Genomic DNA, 20,913 nt, shown 5'->3' with positions numbered 1-20,913 from the left:
AAACTAAATTATGACACCTGACAACCTTAACACTGCAGCAGCTACAAATGCAATTACTTATTTAATGAGGAACTATGTGGCTTATAATGCCTGGGCAAATACCACACTGATCAATTGGCTGAGAACCTATCCGGAAGAGGTACTGGAACAAGAAGTACGGTCAAGCTTCTCCGGTATCAAGCAGACCGTCCTTCACATCTGGCAAACCCAGGCGTACTGGTTATCGGTCATTAAAAAAGAAGCCTTTGAACCGGAACATGAATTCAAAGGAACGATAGAAGATGCTTTTGCGACGCTCATCAAACAGTCTGAAGAATTCGCTGCTTACCTGGATCAAATGACTACACAGTCTATTGAAGAAAATAACCTTGTGGTTAATCCCTGGTTTAATTGTGACTTTGCCAACTTTGAATATATCCAGCAGGTGATGAACCACAGTACTTACCATCGCGGACAAATCACCACCATTTCACATCATCTTGGTTTAAGTGGCGCACCGATGACGGATTATAATTATTATAATATATACGGCAAGAAAAAGGAAAATTAAGCGTAATATTTCATTCTTCAGGCATAAGAGTGGAGCAATTCAATTGCTTCTGCTCTTGCTGTATTGCACACATTGTCAATGGTTTCGATATGGCGTTTGAGGACTTTATATGCAGATTCTAAGGCTTCAAGTGCTTCCAGTTCAACCTTTAATTTTGTTTCCAGTCCCAGGATAGAAATACTGGGCAGCATATAATGTGCACTTTGTTTAACCTTATTGAAATCACCTGCAGCAAAGTGCTCCTTTAATAAAGCCAGGTCCTGAGGAATTTGTTCTACGAAAATCTGAACAATCTCTTTTTCAAAGGCTTTGTCGCCATTGCTGAGCTGCTCAATATAACTGAGGTCTATGAGCTGGAAACTTCCGGAAGTATAGGGAGTTTGAGCGGACATTTTATAAGGGGATGAATGTCTTGATTATCTGCAAAAAACAAGCCAATTATCAGAGGATCTGCATCCTTTTATTAAGTGCTGCACGGTAGGCATCGGAAACGGGTACAAGATTTTTATGAATGATCAGTGTACCGCCTTCGAGGGTGTCTATTTTACTGACATTGATGATAAAGGAACGGTGTACCCTAAGAAAGACACTCGCCGGTAACTTCTCTTCCACAGATTTTAGGGTGGTATGGATGTTGTAAAATTGATTGGCGACATAAATTTTCACATAATCTCCCTGGGCTTCCAGGTAGAGGATATTGTCCAGTTGCAGCCTTCTTACGGTACCGGAATCTCTTATAAAGATAAAATCTTCTTCTATAAGATCCGCAGGTAAGATTTTGGTTTTCCGGAATTCCCTTGCTTTTTCTACGGATTGTAAAAATCTGACCGTAGTTACAGGCTTGGTAATAAAGTCGATCACGTCAAGATCGAAGGCTTCTGCGGCGTAATCTCTGTTTGAAGTAGTGAAAATAATAAGTGGACGCTTTTGTCCGAGGCTTTGAGCCAGTTCCATTCCCGTCATTCCGGGCATTTCAATATCCAGAAACAACAAGTCAATAGGCTGTTCCAGGATTTTGATATAAGCTTCTGTTGCATTGCTGCACTCCGAAACCAATACTAAACTTGGATCCAGGCTAATCAGTTTTTTGAGCGTAGTCCGGGCAATTTTGTTGTCGTCAACAATTAAGCAATTCATCGGGATTTCGTTAACCTATACTAATGTAATTATAATAGATCAGAAAATGAAAGCCTGAAAAGCCTCATTCACCGTTCATTTTATCCTTTCTGTCGATTCCCCCTTTCCTATCGCTTAAAAGGCTTTTACCTTTGGTTCATCAATCAATAAAAATCAACCGGAAAAACATAAACCAGAAAAAACATTATGAAAAACTTATTAATCATCCTAATCAGCTTATTCGCTTTTAACAACATTCAGGCACAAGGGATCATGAAAGATCCGGTAAGCTTTAAACTAAAAAATGGAGTAGAGGTTATTGTTGCTGAAAATAACGGCATGGGAAAAATACTGGCTTCTGTTAAAATGGAAGGTGGACAGCTGGCTTCAAATACGAAGGTTACCATGGCTGATAAAGGTAAAGACTTTGGGCCTAAAGTAAGCTTCAGTACTGATGAAGCAAGTGTAGCTGCGGATACAGAAGATTTTGAAAATGCTTTTTTAGCAACTGCTGATGCATTGACATCTGCGAGCAGGAATCATGGGAACCTTGTACCTGCAAGAACATATATCACTATTGCCGGCGACATTACCCTTGCTCAGGCAAAAGTATTGGCTAAGAAAGCATTTGGCGAGTGGAAAGAAAACAGTTCATCCGAACTGGCAAAATAAGAACAAGATCAAACAAACGGGGAGAAGTAGGGGAGGATTGCAGATGGAAGAATTTCCATCTGCTTTTTTCATAATTTAAGTTTTAGGTTGATTAAAACCGTTGAGCGGCCAAAGGGTAAAAATATCCATTCACCGATCACTTTTGCCTTTCCGTCTATTCCCTCTTTCCAGCCTTGTAAGACCACCATATCTTTGATTCATCAATTAAAAAGATCGACCAAGAACACACACAACCTAAAAAACACCAATATGAAAAACCTATTATTCAGGCACAAGGGATCATGAAAGATCCGGTAAGCTTTAAATTAAAAAACGGCGCAGAAGTTATTGTTGCTGAAAATAATGGAACGGGAAAAGTATTGGCAAAAAGGGCATTTGGCGAGTGGAAAGAAAACAGTTCATCTGAACTGACAAAATAAGCTGGAGAGCGCAACACAGAGCGAGAGATTTAGTGAGGAGAATTGCAGGTGGTTTAAATACCCAGGTATTTATTCCATCTGCATTGTTGTTTAACGAGTAATCAATTCAAGTATATCAACCAAAAAAATAGAATTAAAAATGATAACAATTAAAAAAGTGTTAATAATGATGATAGGTGTATTCGCGTTCGGTAATATTGAAGCGCAGGTAACGATGAAAGATCCCGTAAGTTTTAAATTAAAAAACGGGATAGAAGTCGTGGTAGCGGAGAATATCGGAATGGGAAAAGTATTCGCCTCTGTTAAAATTGAGGGCGAAGACCTGAACACCAATGCCGCAGTATCTGAAGTATTAACGAAGCTTTTAACAGAAGGAGCAAGTGCTAAAGGTAAAGTTGCTTTTGCGAATAGCCTAAAAGAAATTGCACCTAAAGTAAGCGTTACTGCTGATGAAGCCAATGTGGCCGCAGATGCAGAAGATTTTGAAAATGCGTTTTTAGTCATGTCATCTGCTTTACAGGAGACCGTAATCGATCAGCCTACTTTAGATCAGGTAATCAAGGCTACAAAACAGGGGGTTTCTTTAGCCGAAGTAAAAACATTTTATAACAAACAGATCATTCCTTCAAGAACTTACATCACCATTGCAGGAAATATTAGTGTTGCCCAGGCAAAAGCATTAGCTAAAAGGGCATTTGGCGAATGGAAGGAAAATAGCGAATCTGTTATTGCAAGATAAACGGGAGCGTTAGCAAAGAGATCCATAGGGGGATGATTGCAGGTGGTTAAGTACTCAGGTATTTTTTCCATCTGCATTGTTGTTTTATAGCAGATGCTGGATATTTAGTTAAAATTGAATTATCTTTATGGAAAACTATTTTATAGTCATTCGATGTACGGAGATCATGTTAACCTCCTTCCGATTCCGGGAGAGGCCTTATTCCTTCCCGGTTTTTTTAGCGGGGAAGAAAGTAATGAATATTTTAATGACCTGACAACCGGAGTCGCCTGGAAACAGGAACCGATTAAAATATTTGGTAAAACTGTCCTGCAACCCAGATTCACTGCATTTTATGGAGATGAAGGAATCAGCTACAGCTATTCCGGAATTACGATGAATGCTTTGCCATGGACGGAGACGATGACAAAGATCAAAGCCCGTATTGAAGAAAAATATGATGCCAGGTTCAATGCCTGCCTGCTCAACCATTACCGCGATGGGAGTGACAGTATGGGCTGGCATAGGGACAATGAAAAGAACCTGGGGAAATATCCGCTCATTGCTTCTGTCAGCTTCGGTGCGCACCGGATTTTTCAATTCAGACGTTATGTAGAAAAGATCCCGATTATTTCTGTAGACCTGAGTCATGGCAGTGTGCTGATCATGAAGGGGGAAACGCAACATTATTGGGAACACCGTTTGCCAAAAACAGTGCAGGTGACCTCAGCCAGAATCAACCTGACTTTCCGGTTAATTATCGATTAACTGTTGTGTTAAGCCTTTTTATTTGTTGTATTTAAGTCAGAATTCTATAAAGACTTTTTAAAATATAATTTACCCATTACTTTTGTTAACAGTGTTAACAAAAATTCATAGTCTATGGGAATCGCAGAACGTAAAATAAGGCAGAAGGAAGAATTTAAAGCAAGCATTCTTGAAGCGGCATGGCAACAGGTCATATCTGATGGCTGGCAATCCTTATCGATCCGTAAGATTGCAGATGCGATTGAGTACAGCATTCCTGTGATTTATAACCATTTTGAAAATAAGGAAGCGATTCTGCTGGAATTCACCAAAGAAGGATTTCAAAAGCTGTCTGAGACCCTTCAGGAGGTGAAAGACCAATATGAGGTTCCGGCGCAACAGCTGGAAGCGATGGCACATGCCTACTGGGATTTTGCTTTTGACCACAATGAGTATTATCAATTGATGTTCGGTCTTGGCATTCCGGCCTGTGACCGCGTAAACCAGATCATAGAGATGAAAACGGCTACAGGGATCATGATTTCCACAATCAAAGCCGCGATTGCAGAAAGCAATCATCCGGAAGCAGACTATTTCCTTAAATACCATACTTACTTATCGATCCTTCATGGCCTGGTTTCTATTCAGATGATTCAGAAAGAAGGAAAACCGGATGCTTCGAAGAAAATGATTCTTCAGGATGCAATTTCAGGGTTCATTATTTCCATAACGAGCAAATAAATTCATAGCTTTAATAAATACCATTAATTAATAAACGATTCAAACTAAACAATCTATCCAGATGAAAAAATTATTCAACACCAATTTCAACCACGAGGGCATTCACTTTATGCTGCTGGTCCTGCGCGTTTCCATTGCTGTTTTTATGCTATTTCATGGCTATCAGAAATTACAAATGCTAACCGGTGGCGGACCTATTCAATTTGGTGATCCGATAGGAGTTGGTGAACCTGCTTCACTGGCATTGGCTGTTTTTGCAGAATTTTTATGTTCTATCCTTGTCCTGATCGGATTGGGAACAAGGCTGGCTGTGATTCCTTTGATCGTGACGATGCTGATTGCAATTTTTATCGTTCATGGACCTGATGGTTTTGATAAAAAAGAAATGGCATTACATTACCTGGTCGTTTATGCCTTCCTTTTCGTTTCCGGAAGTGGAAAGTATAGTGTAGATCAAATCATCAGCAATAACCTGAGCAAACGCAGACGCTAGTCTGCTTTTCCGAAAATACGCTTAATGTAAGAGGTCTGCCCGCATTAAGCGTATTTTTTTTGTATAATTGTCAGGACCTAACCAAGCCTTCCTGACCATCACCATGCCTAAACACCTATTTATAACCTTAACAATTGTTTTGTTTTTTAATACTGTGTTTGGTCAGTTTTCCTTTGATCATTTATCGGTTACCAATGGCTTGTCGCAGAGTACGGTTTTGGCCATCTGTAAAGACAGCAGAGGGTATATGTGGTTCGGGACGAGGGATTGCCTGAACCGCTATGATGGTAAATCCGTTAAAATATATAAAACACGGGAGGGCGATCCTTCCTCTATCAGTTCCGAAGATTATATCTATGCCATTACCGAAGACCGGCAAAAAAATCTCTGGATAGGTACTCAGAACGGGCTCAACAGGTATATTCCCGAAACCGATCAGTTTGAGCGCATCATCTTTAAACCCGGAGATCAAAATGGCATCAGTGACAAGATTATCCTTTCGATATTTGCAGGACGTAAAGGAAAAGTCTTGTTTGGTACGTATAATGGACTAAGCATCCTTGAAAACCCGAAAACCCGAAAATTCAGGAAATACTTTAAAAAAGATGGACTGGCAGGAAATATCATTTACGCTGTTTTTGAAGACAGTAAATCAAATATCTGGGTAGGCAGCACAGAAGGTCTGAGCAGGATGACGCTTAAAAATGGCCAGTATGTTTTCAGTTCATTTGTTCATCTTCCTTCCAAAGCAGGCAGTATCAGTGGCAATTCCATAAAGACCATTACTGAAGACCGGCAAGGGAGGATTTGGATTGGAACAGAGGCCGAGGGATTAAATCTTTTTGTTCCCGAATCAGGTTCATTTATCCGGTTTAAACATGATCCAATGAGGAATGATGGAATCAGCAATGACATCATTCGTAAAATAATGCCTGGAAAAGATGGTCATTTATGGGTGGCGACAATGAACGGGCTGAATATTCTGGATCCTGTAACACTCCGGTTCAAGGGCTTTAAACATGATTCGGAGAACCGAAAAAGCTTAAGCGACAATTCCATCAAAGACATTTATGAGGATAATTATGGCTCTGTATGGATAGGAACGATGTTTGGCGGAGTGAATGTGACCCATCAGAATGCGGTACCTTTTACCGTTTATAAGTATAGTAAATACAGGAACAGCATCAGCAGCGACATCATTAGTGTGATTGCCGCAGACGACAAAAAGAACCTATGGGTTGGAACGGAGGGGCAGGGACTAAATTATTTCAATACCAGGACCAATGAATTTAAGCAATATGTAAATAATCCTTCAGATCCAAATAGTCTCAGTTCCAACACCATTAAGGCCATTTATAAAGATAGAAAAGGGCAAATCTGGGTTGGCTTATTCCAAGGTGGACTGGAATTATTTAATCCTGCCACCGGAAAGTTTAAACACTACCGGCATGATCCCAATAATCCGGCCAGCTTAAGCTATGGGTATGTGAGCAGTATCTCTGAAGACCATCAGGGTCGTTTATGGATTGGTACTTCTTCAAAAGGATTGAACCTCTTTGATCCGGAAAAGCAAACATTCTCGGTATTAACCGATTTACGTTCTTCCGGTTTAAGGCTCAGCAGCAGCTATATTCGGTTCTCTTTTTCGGATAGCAAAAAGAACTTTTGGGTGGGTACCCCCAGAGGCCTCAATCTTTTGTCGCCGGGAGCAAAGCAGTTTAAAGTTTTTCTGAAAAGCACGACGCATAAAGACAGTCTGCAATCGAATCAGATCAACTGTATCCAGGAAGATCATGATAGCAACATATGGGTAGGAACGCATCATGGTGGTTTGAGTTTATATCATCCGAAAACGAAGACCTTTACCACTTATACCAGACAAAACGGGCTTGCCAGTGATAACGTTATTGGTATTCTCGAAGACAATGAGGGGAGTTTGTGGTTGAGTACCGACCGGGGGCTCAGTAAGTTCGACCTGAAACAACGTTCTTTCAAAAATTACAACATCAATGATGGATTACCTGCAAATGAGTTTAACTTCAACTCTGCTTATAAAGATGAAAAAGGAAAGCTTTATTTCGGAAGTTATAACGGACTTGTGGCTTTCACCCCAAGAGAAATAAAAGAGAATGAACACCTTCCTAAGGTTGATTTCTCGGGACTGAAGCTTTTTAATAAACCCGTTTTGGTAGGAGGGCCTGACCAATTGTTAAAACAGGACATCAGCAGCGTTAAAGAGATTACTTTTGCTGCCGATCAGGACATCTTCAGTATTGATTTCGTGGCTTTAAATTATATCCAGCCGGAACGTAATAAATATGCTTACAAATTGGAAGGTTTTGAAAAAGACTGGAACTATGTGACGATCCCTACCGCCACCTATACGAACCTGCCTGCAGGAAAGTATAAATTACTGGTTAAAGGAAGCAATAATGATGGCGTCTGGAATGAGCAGCCCACTGCATTAGATATTCGGATACTGCCACCTTTGTGGCGCAGCTGGTGGGCTTATTTATTTTATATCGTTGCGGGAAGCACACTGCTTTACCTCATCTTTCGTTTCTTCCGCAGACAGGAGCGCCTGGAATCCGAACTTTATTATGAGCACCTGAACAATGAAAGGCAAGAGGAGCTTTATCAGATGAAGCTGGACTTTTTTACCAGGATCTCCCATGAAATCCGTACACCACTCAGCTTAATTTTTGCTCCTCTGGAAAAACTCATCCAATTGAGCAAAGACAATGAGTTGATCCATCATCCGCTGTCTGGCATTAAGAAAAATACAGACCGTTTGCTACGCTTAATTACCGAGCTGTTGGATTTCCGAAAAATAGAAACAGGGAATGTCAAACTCCGGGTAACGCAAAATGAGCTGATTGCTTTCTGCCGGCAGATTTTTAACAGCTATGAAGGACTCGCTGAACTCAAAAATATCACTTATAGTTTTGAAGCTCCGGAGGAAGAATTGTTGCTCTTTTTTGACCCTGCACAACTGGAGAAGGTTTGTTATAACATCCTGTCCAACGCTTTTAAATATACACCCGATGGCGGAAAGATCCACTTTTTTGTCGGAATAGAAAACGGACAGACAAAGCTGGTCATACAGGATAACGGGATTGGAATTCCTGCGGAACTGCTGGATAAGATATTCAGTAATTTCTATCAGGTAAAATCCGGTAAAATAAGTACCGAAGGTTGGGGCATTGGTTTGGCGCTGGTGAAAAACATTGTAGAGCTTCATCATGGAGAAATTTCTGTTTCCAGTGAACTGGCTACAGTACAGCGCAGCGGAAAAACCAGTCTGACGGTGAGGCTACCTATGGGGTCGGCTCATTTTAGCCCGGAGGAATTGGCAGTATCATCGGATCTGCTCCCTTTTCCTGCAACGCTACCAGAAATACTGTCCGCAGATACCGGTAGAAAAGAGGATGCTCCTGCCGGGGAAAAGAAATATACGGTTCTGGTAGTCGAAGATAATGACGAACTGAGAGGATTTATCCTTCAATCTTTACAGCATACCTATCATTTGCTGGAATGTGCAAATGGATTGGAGGGTTGGAATGTGGCAATTGAAGAGCTCCCCGACCTGATCATCAGTGATGTGACGATGCCGGGAATGAATGGCCTGGAGCTGTGTGCTAAATTAAAGCAGGAAGAGCGGACCAATCATATCCCTGTGATTATGCTCACCGCTATGGCTTCCCATCTCCATCAGGTGGATGGACTGGAAGCAGGAGCAGATATTTACATCACTAAACCTTTTAGCATACAGGTGCTGGAGCTTAGTATCCGGAATCTGTTACTTGGACGCGAAGGGCTTCGGCAGAAATATAACAGACAGGTTTTACTCATGCCGGGAAGAATCGAAATTACCTCTCCTGATGAGTTGTTCCTCGACAAGCTCATGAGGTTGCTGGAAAACCATATGGAAGATCCAGAATTTAACGTGGGCAGCCTGGTGGAGGAGATCGGGATGAGTCAAACCGTTTTGTATAAAAAGATCAAGGCGCTTACCGGATTATCGATCACGGACTTTATCAAATCTCAGCGACTGAAAAGAGCCGCTCAGCTTTTATCGGAACACCAGTTGAATATTGCTGAGGTCGCTTATGCAGTTGGCTTTAACGACAGGAAATATTTTAGCAAAGAGTTCCGGAAGCAATTTGGTGTGGCACCTTCGGAATACGTCAGAAAAACAAATTAGTCCCCCCTTTTTAACCGATTTTTCCTCTTTAATCAGCGAATTAAACTGAATATTTGATTTCTGTAGTAAAAGAATTATGAAGAAAAATCAATTGATCATCCTGATGTTTGGCGTTTTGCTGGCTGCGTCTTCAGCAAATGCGATGGGGCCTGGAGATCGGCTACCTGGCGGTAAGCAACACAAGAGGGTAAAACCCAATGTGATTGTTATTGTAAGCGATGATGCCGGATATGCGGATTTTGGTTGCTATGGGGGAACACAGATCCCTACACCAAATATAGATGCGATTGCCAGACAAGGCATCCGCTTTACCGATGCTTACGTTTCTGCTTCAGTATGCGCGCCATCCCGTGCAGGTATTTTAACAGGTCGTTATCAGCAGCGTTTCGGCTTTGAACACAATACCTCTGTTAAAGTCGCTGCGGGATATCAGCTCAGTGATGTAGGAATGGACACTGCAGAAAGGACGATTGGAAATGAGATGCAGGACAATGGCTACAGAACGATTGCCATTGGGAAATGGCATCAGGGAGCGGAACAAAAACATTTCCCCTTGCGCAGGGGCTTTGATGAATTTTATGGTTTTACAGGCGGACACCGGGATTTCTTTGCTTACAAAGGTGCCAGAAAGAAAGAGTACGCCTTGTACGACAACCAGAAGGAGGTTCCCGAACAGGAAATTACCTACCTCACGGATATGTTTACCGATAAAGCATCCGCTTTCATAGCGAAAAATAAAAGCAATCCTTTTTTTATGTACCTGTCTTATAATGCGGTCCATACCCCTATGAACGCGAGAAAGGATTTGATGGAGCGGTTTGCGAATATTCCGGATAGCGGAAGAAGGGCCTACGCCGCAATGATGACTTCTTTGGATGAGGGAGTAGGGCGGGTGCTGAATGCGATTAAAGCAAACGGACTGGAAGAAAATACAATCGTTGTCTTTATCAATGATAACGGAGGCGCAACGGTAAATTCTTCGGATAACGGAGTCCTGAGAGGAATGAAAGGTTCCAAATGGGAAGGCGGAATCCGGGTAGCCATGATGATGAAGTGGCCCGGGCATCTTGCGGCCAATCAAACAGATCACCGGCCTGTAATTTCTCTGGATATTCTGCCCACTGTACTTGCTGCAGGTAAAGGCAAACAAAAAGGGCAAAAGAAGCTGGATGGCGTAAACCTGCTTCCTTATTTAACATCAGGTAATAAAGCAAAACCACACCAGGCCTTGTACTGGAGGAGAGGGGTTGCTGCTGCCATCAGGTCGGCCTCCTGGAAACTCATCCGTGTAAAAGATAAAGTCCTGCTCTTTGACCTTAGCAAGGACATTTCAGAAAACAACAACCTGTCGGAAAAGTATCCGGCGAAAGTAAAAGAACTAATGGCCATGCTTTCCCATTGGGAAAAGGGGCTTGATGAGCCGCATTGGTACAGCAGTTATGGCGACGAAAATCAGATCATCAAACACCGCATGGACCTGAAAGGCCGTGCAATGGAAAGACTTTACCCATAATATAAACCATAACCAAATGAAGAAATTATTAACCTGCTATAGCTTGTTTTTGTTGTTGCTGATCCCTGGATTTACGAAAGCGCAATCTGATCAGCCTTATGAAACCATCATGAACAGGATCGTATTGGACCTGGTCAAACCGGTTGGTCAGTTAGATGGACCGGCAACAAAAAATTTAAAAGCTTTACAGGCTGATGGAAGCTGGAAGGAAATCAATTATAAGGATACTGCCATCACGAATTGGATACCCGGCGATCATTTGCTGAAATTGCAAACACTCATTCAGGCCTATATCACTAAAGGCAGCCGCTATTATCAGGATGAGCAAATGTTTCAGGGGATTTCCAATGCTTTCAGTTATTGGTATGCTACCGATCCTAAAAGCAGCAACTGGTGGCACAATGAAATTGCGACTCCCCAGGCCTTAGGGGAATTGCTGATTCAGCTGCGTTATGGAAAGAAACAACTGGCAAAAGCTTTGGAAGGATCATTAATGGAGCGCATGAAACGTGGTGATCCGGAGAAAAAGACAGGCGCAAATAAGACTGACATCGCCCTGCATTACTTTTACCGCGGATTGTTGACCCGGGATCAGTCGTTGATGGATTTGTCTACCCGGGAATTGTTTGCACCCATCCGCTTTGTGCATTATAAAGAGGGCTTGCAATATGACTATTCTTACCTTCAGCATGGTCCGCAGCTTCAGATTTCCAGCTATGGTGCCGTATTTATTACCGGCGTTTTGAAACTGGCAGGATATGTAAGAAATACGCCTTATGCGCTTAGTGAGGAAAAACTTGAGCTATTCTCTAAATACTATAGAGGCAGTTATTTAAAAACCATTCGTGGAAGTTATATAGACTTTAATGTAGAAGGGCGTGGCGTAAGCAGGCCAAATATTTTAAATAAAAAAGGAGAAAGCAGCCGTTTAAAGGTAGCGAAGCTGATCGATCCGAAACACCAGCAGGAATGGGACAGTGCCATCGCGAGAACCGATAGCACTGTTGGGCCGGAAGCTCAGGTTGAACCCCTGCATCAGCAGTTCTGGAATGGAGATTATACCCTTCATTTGCGCCCTGGCTATTCCTTTAATGTCCGGATGGTGAGCAACCGGACGAAACGTAGTGAGGCTGGAAACGGAGAAAACCTGCTGGGCAGGACGCTGGCCGATGGGGCCACAAATATCCAGGTTCGCGGGCCTGAATACTACAACATCATGCCGGTCTGGGAATGGGATAAAATTCCGGGGGTGACGGCCAGGGATTACGCTACAGATCGTCAGATGACTAAATTCTGGGGAGAAGAAGGAAGTAATGCCTTTGCAGGCGGGGTTTCTGATAAAACCTATGGCGCAAGTGCCTATGCCCTGGATTATGATAGCTTATCGGCAAAAAAATCATGGTTCTTTTTTGATCAGGAAGTGGTATGTCTTGGAGCCGGAATCCATAGTCTTGCTGCGGAACCGGTAACGACCACCTTGAACCAAAGCTGGTTAAATGGGCCGGTACAACGTTCTTCAGACCGGCTTCGGGTAGGAGCTGGAAAGACCCTGAATTTAAAGGGGAAGGCTCAGGACTGGATCTGGCATGATGGGATTGCTTATGTCTTTCCTGAGGGCGGGAATGTAAGTCTGAGTACCAATCTGCAAAAAGGCAATTGGTTTCACATCAATAACTCACACCCTAAGAAAGAATCATTTGGAAGTGTGTTTAAGCTTTGGATCAATCATGGGCCTAAACCTATCAATGGTAAATATGCTTATATCGTCTTGCCTGATGTAAAAGCTGCGGAAGATATGGAACAGTATGACTCAGGCCGTGTACAGGTGATTGCCAATACAGAAGCGCTGCAAGGCGTGTATCAGCAGCAGCTGGATATTGCTCAGGCCGTATTTTACCAGGCAGGAAGCATTAGCTTTCCTTCCTTCTCCATAAAAACAGATAAGGCATGTATCCTCATGGTCAGAAATGTAAACGGGAAAAGGCTGGTTTATGTAACCGATCCTTTGCAGAAAGAGAAAACCATATTACTGAGCCTGATCGACTCAAAAACAGGAAAGGTAATCAGTACTGAGATCGCACTTCCGCAGGCTGAAATGGCTGGATCTACTACAATGGCTGTTTTTTAACTGATTATTACCCTTATAAAAATCAATTAGGCCCCCCTGGTTCGGATTATTGATATGCAAATTTGATATCAATAATCCATGGGAGGGTTATTAAAAACCAAATCTAAACTTACTGAGTATGAAAAAAATGTACTTTTTTATGATGTGCATGATGTGTGTCTGTGCAGGCTTTGCGCAGGACATGCGGAGGGTAGAAGGCATCGTCACTGACCGTACAGACGGACTTCCTTTAATAGGCGTAAGCGTGTTAGTGAAAGGAAATAAGGGCGGCGCCACGACGAATAAAGATGGAAAGTATGCGATCCAGGTTCCTGTAAAAGGAAGCACCACCCTGGTTTTTACGTATATCGGATATTTGCAAAGAGAAATTACGGTAGGTGATAAAGGGATTGTTAACCTGACCCTGGCGGAGGACAGCAAAGTGCTGAACGATGTGGTGGTGATCGGTTATGGTTCGGTTAAAAAAAGAGACCTGACCGGCGCAGTAGGTAGTGTGAACATGGCAGACCTTCAGAAGGCACCTGTGAAATCTTTTGATGAAGCTTTAGCAGGAAGGGTTGCCGGTGTACAGGTTGCTTCCAACGATGGACAGCCAGGTTCTTCCTTTAACATTGTGATACGCGGTCAGAATTCCATTACCCAGGACAATTCTCCTTTATATGTGATCGATGGCTTCCCCATTGAAACCGCCAATAATAACGCCATTAATCCGGCAGATATTGAATCCATTGAAGTCTTGAAAGATGCTTCTGCAACTGCGATATATGGAGCAAGGGGTGCAAACGGAGTCATCCTGATTACCACTAAAAGTGGTAAGATCGGGGCCGCCGTCATTTCCTATACCGGGACCATAGGATTTCAGCAAAATATCAATAAAATGGAATTGATGAATCCTTATGAGTTTGTGAGGCTTCAGCAGGAGATAGATCCGGTAAATACGCCGCTTTTGTATTTTACAGACGGTAAAACCCTTGATTCTTATAAGGGGATGAGCGGGACGGACTGGCAGAATCAGATCTACAGAACGGCACCTTCACAGGAACATAATATTTCCCTTACCGGTGGAACTGATAAAACAAAATATGTGATCTCAGGGTCGGTTAATGATCAGGATGGCATCATCATCAACTCCGGTTTCTCCCGTTATCAGGGAAGAATGTCCTTGACACAGGAAGTCAGCCCGAAATTAAAGGTTTTTGGAAGTTTCGATTACAGTAATATCAAAACCAGCGGAACGATTCCCAATTCAGGAACAAATTCTGCAACGAATGGTCTGTTGTATAGCGTATGGGGATACCGGCCTACTTCAGGAACCGGAGGTGGTGATTTAATTGATCAGCTCTTTGACCCGGGAGTGGATGGTTCCAATGATTATCGTGTGAATCCTGTGATCTCTACAAAAAATGAATTGAGGAATGCCACTACCAATAATTTACGCGCCAATGCTTACGCACAATATGCGTTTACGAAGAACCTCACTTTAAAAGTTTCCGGAGGAATTACGAACAACCTGCGCAGAAATGATGTGTTTTATAATAGTCAGACTTATTACGGCGGACCGAGAAGTTTAACCGGTGTAAATGGTTCCATCATCTACAATCAAAACAGCAGCTGGTTAAATGAGAACATTTTGACCTTTGCAAAGCGCATCAACAAAGTGCATAACCTGAATGTTTTAGGAGGCATTACTTTTCAGGGAGACCGCTTTTCCAGGTATGGATTGTCTGCTACGCAGGTGCCAAACGAAACGCTTGGTCTGGATGGATTGGATGAAGGGATTCCACAACCGGTAACGGCAGTAAGTTCCAACAGTAAACTGCTTTCCTTTTTGAGTCGGGTAACCTATGATTACCAATCAAAATACTTCCTGAGTGCCTCTTTCCGTGCCGATGGTTCCTCTAAGTTTATGGCAGGAAACAGGTGGAGCTATTTCCCTTCCGGCTCTTTGGCCTGGAGGATGAGTAATGAGGACTTTTTGAAAAAGCTGACCTTTGTAAATGATGCAAAGCTGAGGGTAGGATATGGCGTAACCGGAAACAACCGCGTTGGAGATTTCTCTTACCTCTCGGTATTGGGCTTACCCATCGGGGCTTCTTATGGATTTAACAATACGATCAATCCCGGAGCAGTCCCATTGGCTTTTGGAAATCCCGATCTGAAATGGGAGAGTACTTCACAGGCAGATATTGGTTACGACCTGAGTATGTTTAAAGACCGGATCGGGCTAACGGTAGATGTTTACCGTAAAACAACTTACGATCTGTTGCTGGATGCCGATCTTCCTTATACCACGGGATATGTCAGCGCTTTTAAAAACATAGGAAAGGTAAGAAATCAGGGACTGGAATTTACGTTGAACACCAGGAACATAGACCATAAAGATTTTAAATGGTCAACAAGTTTTAACATCAGTTTTAACCGTTCTAAAGTTCTGGCTTTGAATCAGGGACAGGATTTCAGAACCACCTCTCTGGCCTGGGAAAATTCGTATAACGGTATTCCATTATACATTGCGAAGGTAGACCAACCTATCGGGCAGTTCTATGGCTACCAGTTTGATGGGATTTATCAGTTTAGTGATTTTAACGAAGGCAGTCCGGGAGTATATACCCTGAAAGACAATGTGCCCAATAATGGAAATGTAAGAAGTACAATCAAACCTGGTGATGTAAAGTACAAGGACCTGGATGGAAATAATCTCGTTGATAGTAAAGACCAGACTGTGATTGGCAGAGGTCAGCCATTACATGTAGGTGGTTTAACCAATAACTTCAGTTATAAAAACTTTGACCTGAGTATTTTCCTGCAATGGTCTTATGGAAATGACATCTATAATGCCAACAGGATGTTGTTTGAAGGGAATATGCTGGACAAGACTAATTTGAACCAATATGCTGGATATGCTGACCGCTGGACACCGGAAAATCCAAGCAATACCCTGCACAGGGTAAAAGGACAGGGGCCAAGGGTGTACTCTTCCCGTGTGGTCGAGGATGGTTCTTTTCTAAGGATAAAGACTGTTTCATTGGGCTATAATTTTGGGGCGGATGTGTTGAAAAAGCTGAATCTGAAAAGCCTGAGAGCTTCGGTCTCCGGACAGAACCTATATACTTTCAGCAATTATTCAGGAATGGATCCGGAGGTTTCTGTAAGGAATTCTGCCCTGACACCAGGTTTTGATTATTCGGCCTATCCGCGGGCAAGGACAATGGTGTTCAGTATCAATACTTCATTTTAATTTTAAAATCTGATCAAATGAAAGCTTTAAGATATTTATTACTCCTCATTATAGTTACCGGAAGTCTTTCCTGTAAAAAGTTTCTGGATACTCAACCAACAGATACACTGTCTCCGGATTATTATTACGCAACTGAGGCACAGATGAACAACTCGCTGACCGGTGTCTATGACATTATGGGGAGCGAAAATGTGTATGGAAATTCCATTTTTACCAGGCTCACTGCAGCTACCGACGAAAGTTATTACCAAAGGAGTACCCAGGCGACTGGTACACAGGTGTTAAACTTTGATTCCTCCGATCCGGATATCCGCTTGCTTTGGCAGTCGCTTTATCAGGGGATCGAAAGGGCGAACCTGGTTCTGGCCAATATCAAAAAGCCGGCGATGGACGAAACAAAACGGGGCGTGATTGAAGGGGAAGCCTTATTTCTAAGGGCATATTATCACTTTTTGCTCGTTAGCAATTGGGGAGATGTACCGATGATCCTGAAACCTACCGCTTCTATTGTTTCTACTGATGTAGCCAGAACCCCTGCAAGGGAGGTATACGACCAGATTCTTTCGGATATGACGAAGGCCGAAGGTCTGGTGAAATCCATTGCTGAGATTGGATTTGGCGGCCGTGTGAGCAAAAGTGCTGTACAGGGAATCCTGGCCAGGGTAAATCTATATATGGCAGGATATCCTTTGAAAGACGTTTCCAGATATGCAGAAGCCTTGTCATGGGCTAAAAAAGTGGTTTCAGGTCCTGCTGGTCATGCCTTGAATAACGATTACAAACAGATTTTTATCAATTATGCCCAGGATAAGTATGATACTAAGGAGAGCATCTGGGAGGTAGAGTTCTGGGGAAACCGTTTAGGCAATGCCTATACTGAAGCCGGAAGGGTTGGGAACAACAATGGCATTTTATGTACCAATGAAAAAGAAGGATATGGCTATGGATTCATAGGCGCAACACCTGGGTTGTTCAAACTGTATGAAAATGGCGACTTGCGCAGGGACTGGGCCATTGCCCCATTTAGATATAACGGCGCGACGACTACCCGGATCAACTGGACTGCTGCGGAAATCTATCAGCGAAATTCTGGCAAGTTCAGAAGAGAGTACGAACTGCTGGAGAAACAAAAAAATTATACCCCTCAAAACTTTCCTTTGTTAAGGTATGCAGATGTGCTCCTGATGCTTGCTGAAGCAAGTAATGAAGTAAACGGACCGGGGACTGAAGGTATTGATGCAGTAAACTTGCTAAGGAAACGGGCTTTCGGTAAGAACCTGTCAGGCGAGCAAGTGAGAACGATTAGTGTAACCGCAGGTGGGGCCGGATACCTGGCAACTAATCCTCCGGTGATTACCATTACAGGTGGAGGAGCAAGCCGAAATGCTACTGCTACAGTGACGATTGTGGGGGGTAAAATTACGGCAGTCAACATTACCGACTTCGGTGCTTTTTATACTTCCATACCTACCGTAACCATTTCCGGCGGGGCAGGCACAGGAGCATTAGCCAAAGCAACAATTTCGGTTGTGGGAGATGAGTCGCTTACGCCGGCACAAACGGCTTCAAAAGAGGCCTTCCGTACCGTAATTAAAGAGGAAAGAGAGAAAGAGCTTTGCTTTGAGGCCTTGCGCAGGGCAGATCTGATCCGCTGGGAGGACTATGTTGGAAAACTGCAAAAGACCGCTGCAGAAGCCACGGCAGGAGCTCCGGCAAATTTCAAATACATCGCGATAGGAGGGAATAATGTGGATGTCAGACATCTGTTGTTCCCGATTCCATTGTACGAGACCTCGGTGAACAAACTCTTGCTTCCGAACAACAAAGGCTGGTAAACACGACGTAATAACCCTATAAAACAATCAAATGAAACTAAGTAACTTAATTAAGAAAAAACAGCAGGTGTTGCTGGCTTCGGCATTGGCACTTTCTGTGTGCTCCTCTTCCTTTTTATGGTTCTCTCCTAAAACAGAACTGATCGGGAAGGACTTCGCTGTAGCAGAAAAACAATACACCCAAATGCTGACCACAGCGAAGGACCTGAAGCTTTTTCCGCGTACCACCAATCCGGACGGATCTGTGAAATATACAGATGTACACGACTGGACGGGAGGATTCTTTCCAGGAGGATTATGGTATTTATACGAATATACCGGTGATGCAAAATGGAAAGCTGCAGCGGAACAATGGACTGCGGCGCTGGAAGAAGGGAAATACAATACGGTGCATCATGATGTAGGTTTTGTGATGTATTGCAGTTATGGAAACGGCTTGCGTTTAACAAATAATCCTGCCTATAAGGACATTCTGATCCAGTCGGCAGCGTCTTTATGCAGCAGATATGATGCAAAAGTAGGTTCTATTAAATCCTGGAATCCAAAGATGTCATGGGACAAGAAAACAATGTGGAAGTATCCGGTGATCATTGACAATATGATGAACCTGGAACTGTTGTTCTATGCTTCTAAAGTAACGGGTAATCCGAAGTATAAGGATATCGCGGTTAGTCATGCTTTAAATGCGATGAGAGACCATGTGAGAAAAGATTACAGCTCTTATCATGTGATCAATTACGATGCGCAAACCGGAAAGGTGTTAAACAGTCAGACCAATCAGGGGTACTCAGATAACTCGACCTGGGCGAGGGGACAGGCCTGGGGCATTTATGGATTTACCATGGTTTACCGGGAAACCAAAGACAAGCGTTTTTTGGAAACAGCAAGGAAAATGGCTGATTTCTATTTGAAAAACAGTAATCTCCCAAAAGACAAAATTCCTTATTGGGACTTTAACGTTAACCAAAAGGGCTATCAGCCGGACTGGAATTATGATGCTTCAAAATTTGCCGTGGTTCCACGTGACGTTTCCGCAGCGTCAGTAGCGACTTCCGCACTTTTTGAATTGAGTACTTATTTGGGAAAAGATGGAAAGACTTATTATCAGCAGGCAGAGCAAATGATCAATTCCTTATCAAAAGCGCCTTACCTGGCTGAGCCTGGAACAAATGCCGGATTTATTTTAAAGCATTCTGTGGGCAGTATTCCTCATACTTCAGAGATCGACGTTCCTTTGGTCTATGCAGATTATTATTTCCTGGAAGCTTTGTTAAGGTATAAAAAGCTTAAGGGGTAGGTGTTAATGACGATCAACCGCATTTATTTTGAGGTTGATCGTCACTAACGTTCTTTGATTATTCCGGCGGGTTATTCAGTTCAAACCTGACACTATCCTGTTCAATTAATTGTTTCAATTCCAATTCATCAGGAAGATAGAGGCGGTACTTACTGGCAAATAGTTTTTCGTTTTCAGCCAAAACAGAATATTTTACCAGTGTTTCATCTTTCTCTGTGCAAAGGATCATTCCAAGCGTCGGCTGATCGTCAGCGCCTTTTTTCAAGTCGTTGTACATTCTTACATACATATCCATTTGGCCAATGGCTTCATGACTAAGTTTTTGAGTTTTCAAATCTATCAGAACAAAACATTTGAGGTAGTAGTTGTAGAATACCAGGTCTATAAAGAAGTCAGAGGTATCCGTTACGATGTGTTGTTGCCTGGCGACGAAAGCAAAACCTTTTCCTAATTCCATCATAAAATGCTGAATGTGATTTATTAAAGCTGTTTCAATATTGTTCTCGGAAGAAGGAATATCTTTTGTGATTCCCAGGAATTCGAATATGTAAGGATCTTTGATGAGTTGTTTTGCTGCAGGTATTTCCGGGTGATCTTCTTCCAGTATCCTTCCAATATATTGGGTTTTGATATTTCGTTGAAGGGTTCTGGTATCCCAATTGCCTTCAATGCAGTGTTGTATATACCTCGATCTTAATGATATCGTTTCCAGACGACTGATGATACGATAGTGGGTCCAGCTCAATTCAGTACGCACCGCGTTCCAAATCGGAAATGCATTGTAAAAAGAGCGGATATTATTGAGGTTGCGCTCATCGAAGCCCTTTCCGAATTCAACTGTAAGCAATTTCGATAAGTTTTTCAATGTTGCCTTTCCATATACCGCTTTGGCTTTGCCTTCCTGTTCGTCTTCTATGATCAGCTTCCCAATCTGCCAATACATTTGTAATAAGATCTTATTGCTATTCTGATAAACCCTTTGCTTGGCCTCGCTTACCACAAGGGATATTTCGGCATAAAGCTGATCTTGTTTTTCTAAGTCCTTCATTTTTTCTATTGAATTAGTTGTGCTGTTTTTTATAGGACAGCTATTTTCTTGTCTAATTTCTTTTTTTTACTTTAAATTGTTTTAATAAATTAATAAGTATCCTAAAAGATTATTTTATCCGGTAGAATGGCTGGTTATTGTTTTATTTATAGAAAGGCTAATTACAGCAAAAGAAATAGACCAGAGGCTAATCC

General features: G+C 42.5%; 16 protein-coding genes. 13 read left to right on the top strand and 3 right to left on the bottom strand.

Going from position 1 to position 20,913, the window contains the following annotated elements:
- The first annotated feature begins 10 nt into the window (after window positions 1-10).
- The gene (locus BLQ87_RS10860) at window positions 11-550 is read left to right on the top strand and encodes a DinB family protein (RefSeq protein ID WP_074606360.1); all 540 of its coding nucleotides are present in this window, start codon (window positions 11-13) and stop codon (window positions 548-550) included.
- Between the two features lie 17 nt (window positions 551-567).
- On the opposite strand, the gene BLQ87_RS10855 is transcribed toward BLQ87_RS10860, so the two are convergent.
- Together BLQ87_RS10855 and BLQ87_RS10850 are read right to left on the bottom strand one after the other, a co-directional pair.
- Window positions 568-942, bottom strand: a complete 375-nt coding sequence (locus BLQ87_RS10855) for a hypothetical protein (RefSeq protein WP_074606358.1) — start codon at window positions 940-942, stop codon at window positions 568-570.
- Between the two features lie 49 nt (window positions 943-991).
- Complete coding sequence (locus tag BLQ87_RS10850) at window positions 992-1,687, bottom strand: LytR/AlgR family response regulator transcription factor (RefSeq protein ID WP_074606356.1); 696 nt, start codon at window positions 1,685-1,687, stop codon at window positions 992-994.
- A gap of 186 nt (window positions 1,688-1,873) precedes the next feature.
- Here BLQ87_RS10850 and BLQ87_RS10845 point away from each other — a divergent pair, with 186 nt between their 5' ends.
- From BLQ87_RS10845 to BLQ87_RS10795, 12 genes are all read left to right on the top strand, one after another.
- The gene (locus BLQ87_RS10845) at window positions 1,874-2,338 is read left to right on the top strand and encodes a hypothetical protein (protein ID WP_074606353.1); all 465 of its coding nucleotides are present in this window, start codon (window positions 1,874-1,876) and stop codon (window positions 2,336-2,338) included.
- Between the two features lie 281 nt (window positions 2,339-2,619).
- Window positions 2,620-2,757 (top strand): hypothetical protein, encoded by a 138-nt coding sequence (locus BLQ87_RS33745; protein ID WP_172664752.1) that lies wholly within the window; start codon window positions 2,620-2,622, stop codon window positions 2,755-2,757.
- Window positions 2,758-2,923: 166 nt separating this feature from the next.
- Window positions 2,924-3,496 carry an insulinase family protein gene (locus tag BLQ87_RS10840; RefSeq protein WP_074606351.1) on the top strand — a complete coding sequence of 191 codons (573 nt, stop codon included), beginning with the start codon at window positions 2,924-2,926 and terminating at the stop codon, window positions 3,494-3,496.
- A gap of 114 nt (window positions 3,497-3,610) precedes the next feature.
- Entirely contained in the window at window positions 3,611-4,243 is a 633-nt protein-coding gene (locus BLQ87_RS10835; RefSeq protein ID WP_245723837.1) for an alpha-ketoglutarate-dependent dioxygenase AlkB family protein, read from the top strand.
- A gap of 114 nt (window positions 4,244-4,357) precedes the next feature.
- Window positions 4,358-4,963, top strand: coding sequence for a TetR/AcrR family transcriptional regulator (locus BLQ87_RS10830; RefSeq protein ID WP_074606347.1), 606 nt, complete (start codon window positions 4,358-4,360; stop codon window positions 4,961-4,963).
- A gap of 61 nt (window positions 4,964-5,024) precedes the next feature.
- Window positions 5,025-5,456: a DoxX family protein gene (locus BLQ87_RS10825; RefSeq protein WP_074606345.1), complete on the top strand. Its 432-nt coding sequence runs from the start codon at window positions 5,025-5,027 to the stop codon at window positions 5,454-5,456.
- 139 nt (window positions 5,457-5,595) lie between these two features.
- On the top strand, window positions 5,596-9,660 hold the full coding sequence (locus BLQ87_RS10820; RefSeq protein WP_245723836.1) for a hybrid sensor histidine kinase/response regulator transcription factor: 4,065 nt from the start codon (window positions 5,596-5,598) through the stop codon (window positions 9,658-9,660).
- Between the two features lie 76 nt (window positions 9,661-9,736).
- On the top strand, window positions 9,737-11,173 hold the full coding sequence (locus BLQ87_RS10815; protein WP_245723835.1) for a sulfatase: 1,437 nt from the start codon (window positions 9,737-9,739) through the stop codon (window positions 11,171-11,173).
- A 16-nt stretch (window positions 11,174-11,189) separates the two neighbouring features.
- A complete protein-coding gene (gene cslA / locus BLQ87_RS10810) occupies window positions 11,190-13,301 on the top strand; it encodes a chondroitinase-AC (protein WP_074606343.1) in 2,112 nt (703 codons plus the stop codon).
- 118 nt (window positions 13,302-13,419) lie between these two features.
- Entirely contained in the window at window positions 13,420-16,539 is a 3,120-nt protein-coding gene (locus BLQ87_RS10805) for a SusC/RagA family TonB-linked outer membrane protein (RefSeq protein WP_245723834.1), read from the top strand.
- Window positions 16,540-16,556: 17 nt separating this feature from the next.
- Window positions 16,557-18,374, top strand: a complete 1,818-nt coding sequence (locus BLQ87_RS10800; protein ID WP_074606339.1) for a RagB/SusD family nutrient uptake outer membrane protein — start codon at window positions 16,557-16,559, stop codon at window positions 18,372-18,374.
- 31 nt (window positions 18,375-18,405) lie between these two features.
- On the top strand, window positions 18,406-19,671 hold the full coding sequence (locus BLQ87_RS10795) for a glycoside hydrolase family 88 protein (RefSeq protein WP_074606337.1): 1,266 nt from the start codon (window positions 18,406-18,408) through the stop codon (window positions 19,669-19,671).
- 58 nt (window positions 19,672-19,729) lie between these two features.
- On the opposite strand, the gene BLQ87_RS10790 is transcribed toward BLQ87_RS10795, so the two are convergent.
- Entirely contained in the window at window positions 19,730-20,719 is a 990-nt protein-coding gene (locus tag BLQ87_RS10790; RefSeq protein WP_074606334.1) for a PDDEXK nuclease domain-containing protein, read from the bottom strand.
- Window positions 20,720-20,913: the final 194 nt, after the last annotated feature.

It is taken from the genome of Pedobacter steynii (assembly GCF_900103665.1).
GTDB classification, from domain to species: domain Bacteria; phylum Bacteroidota; class Bacteroidia; order Sphingobacteriales; family Sphingobacteriaceae; genus Pedobacter; species Pedobacter steynii.
This window is presented reverse-complemented; position numbering and strand designations above follow the sequence as displayed.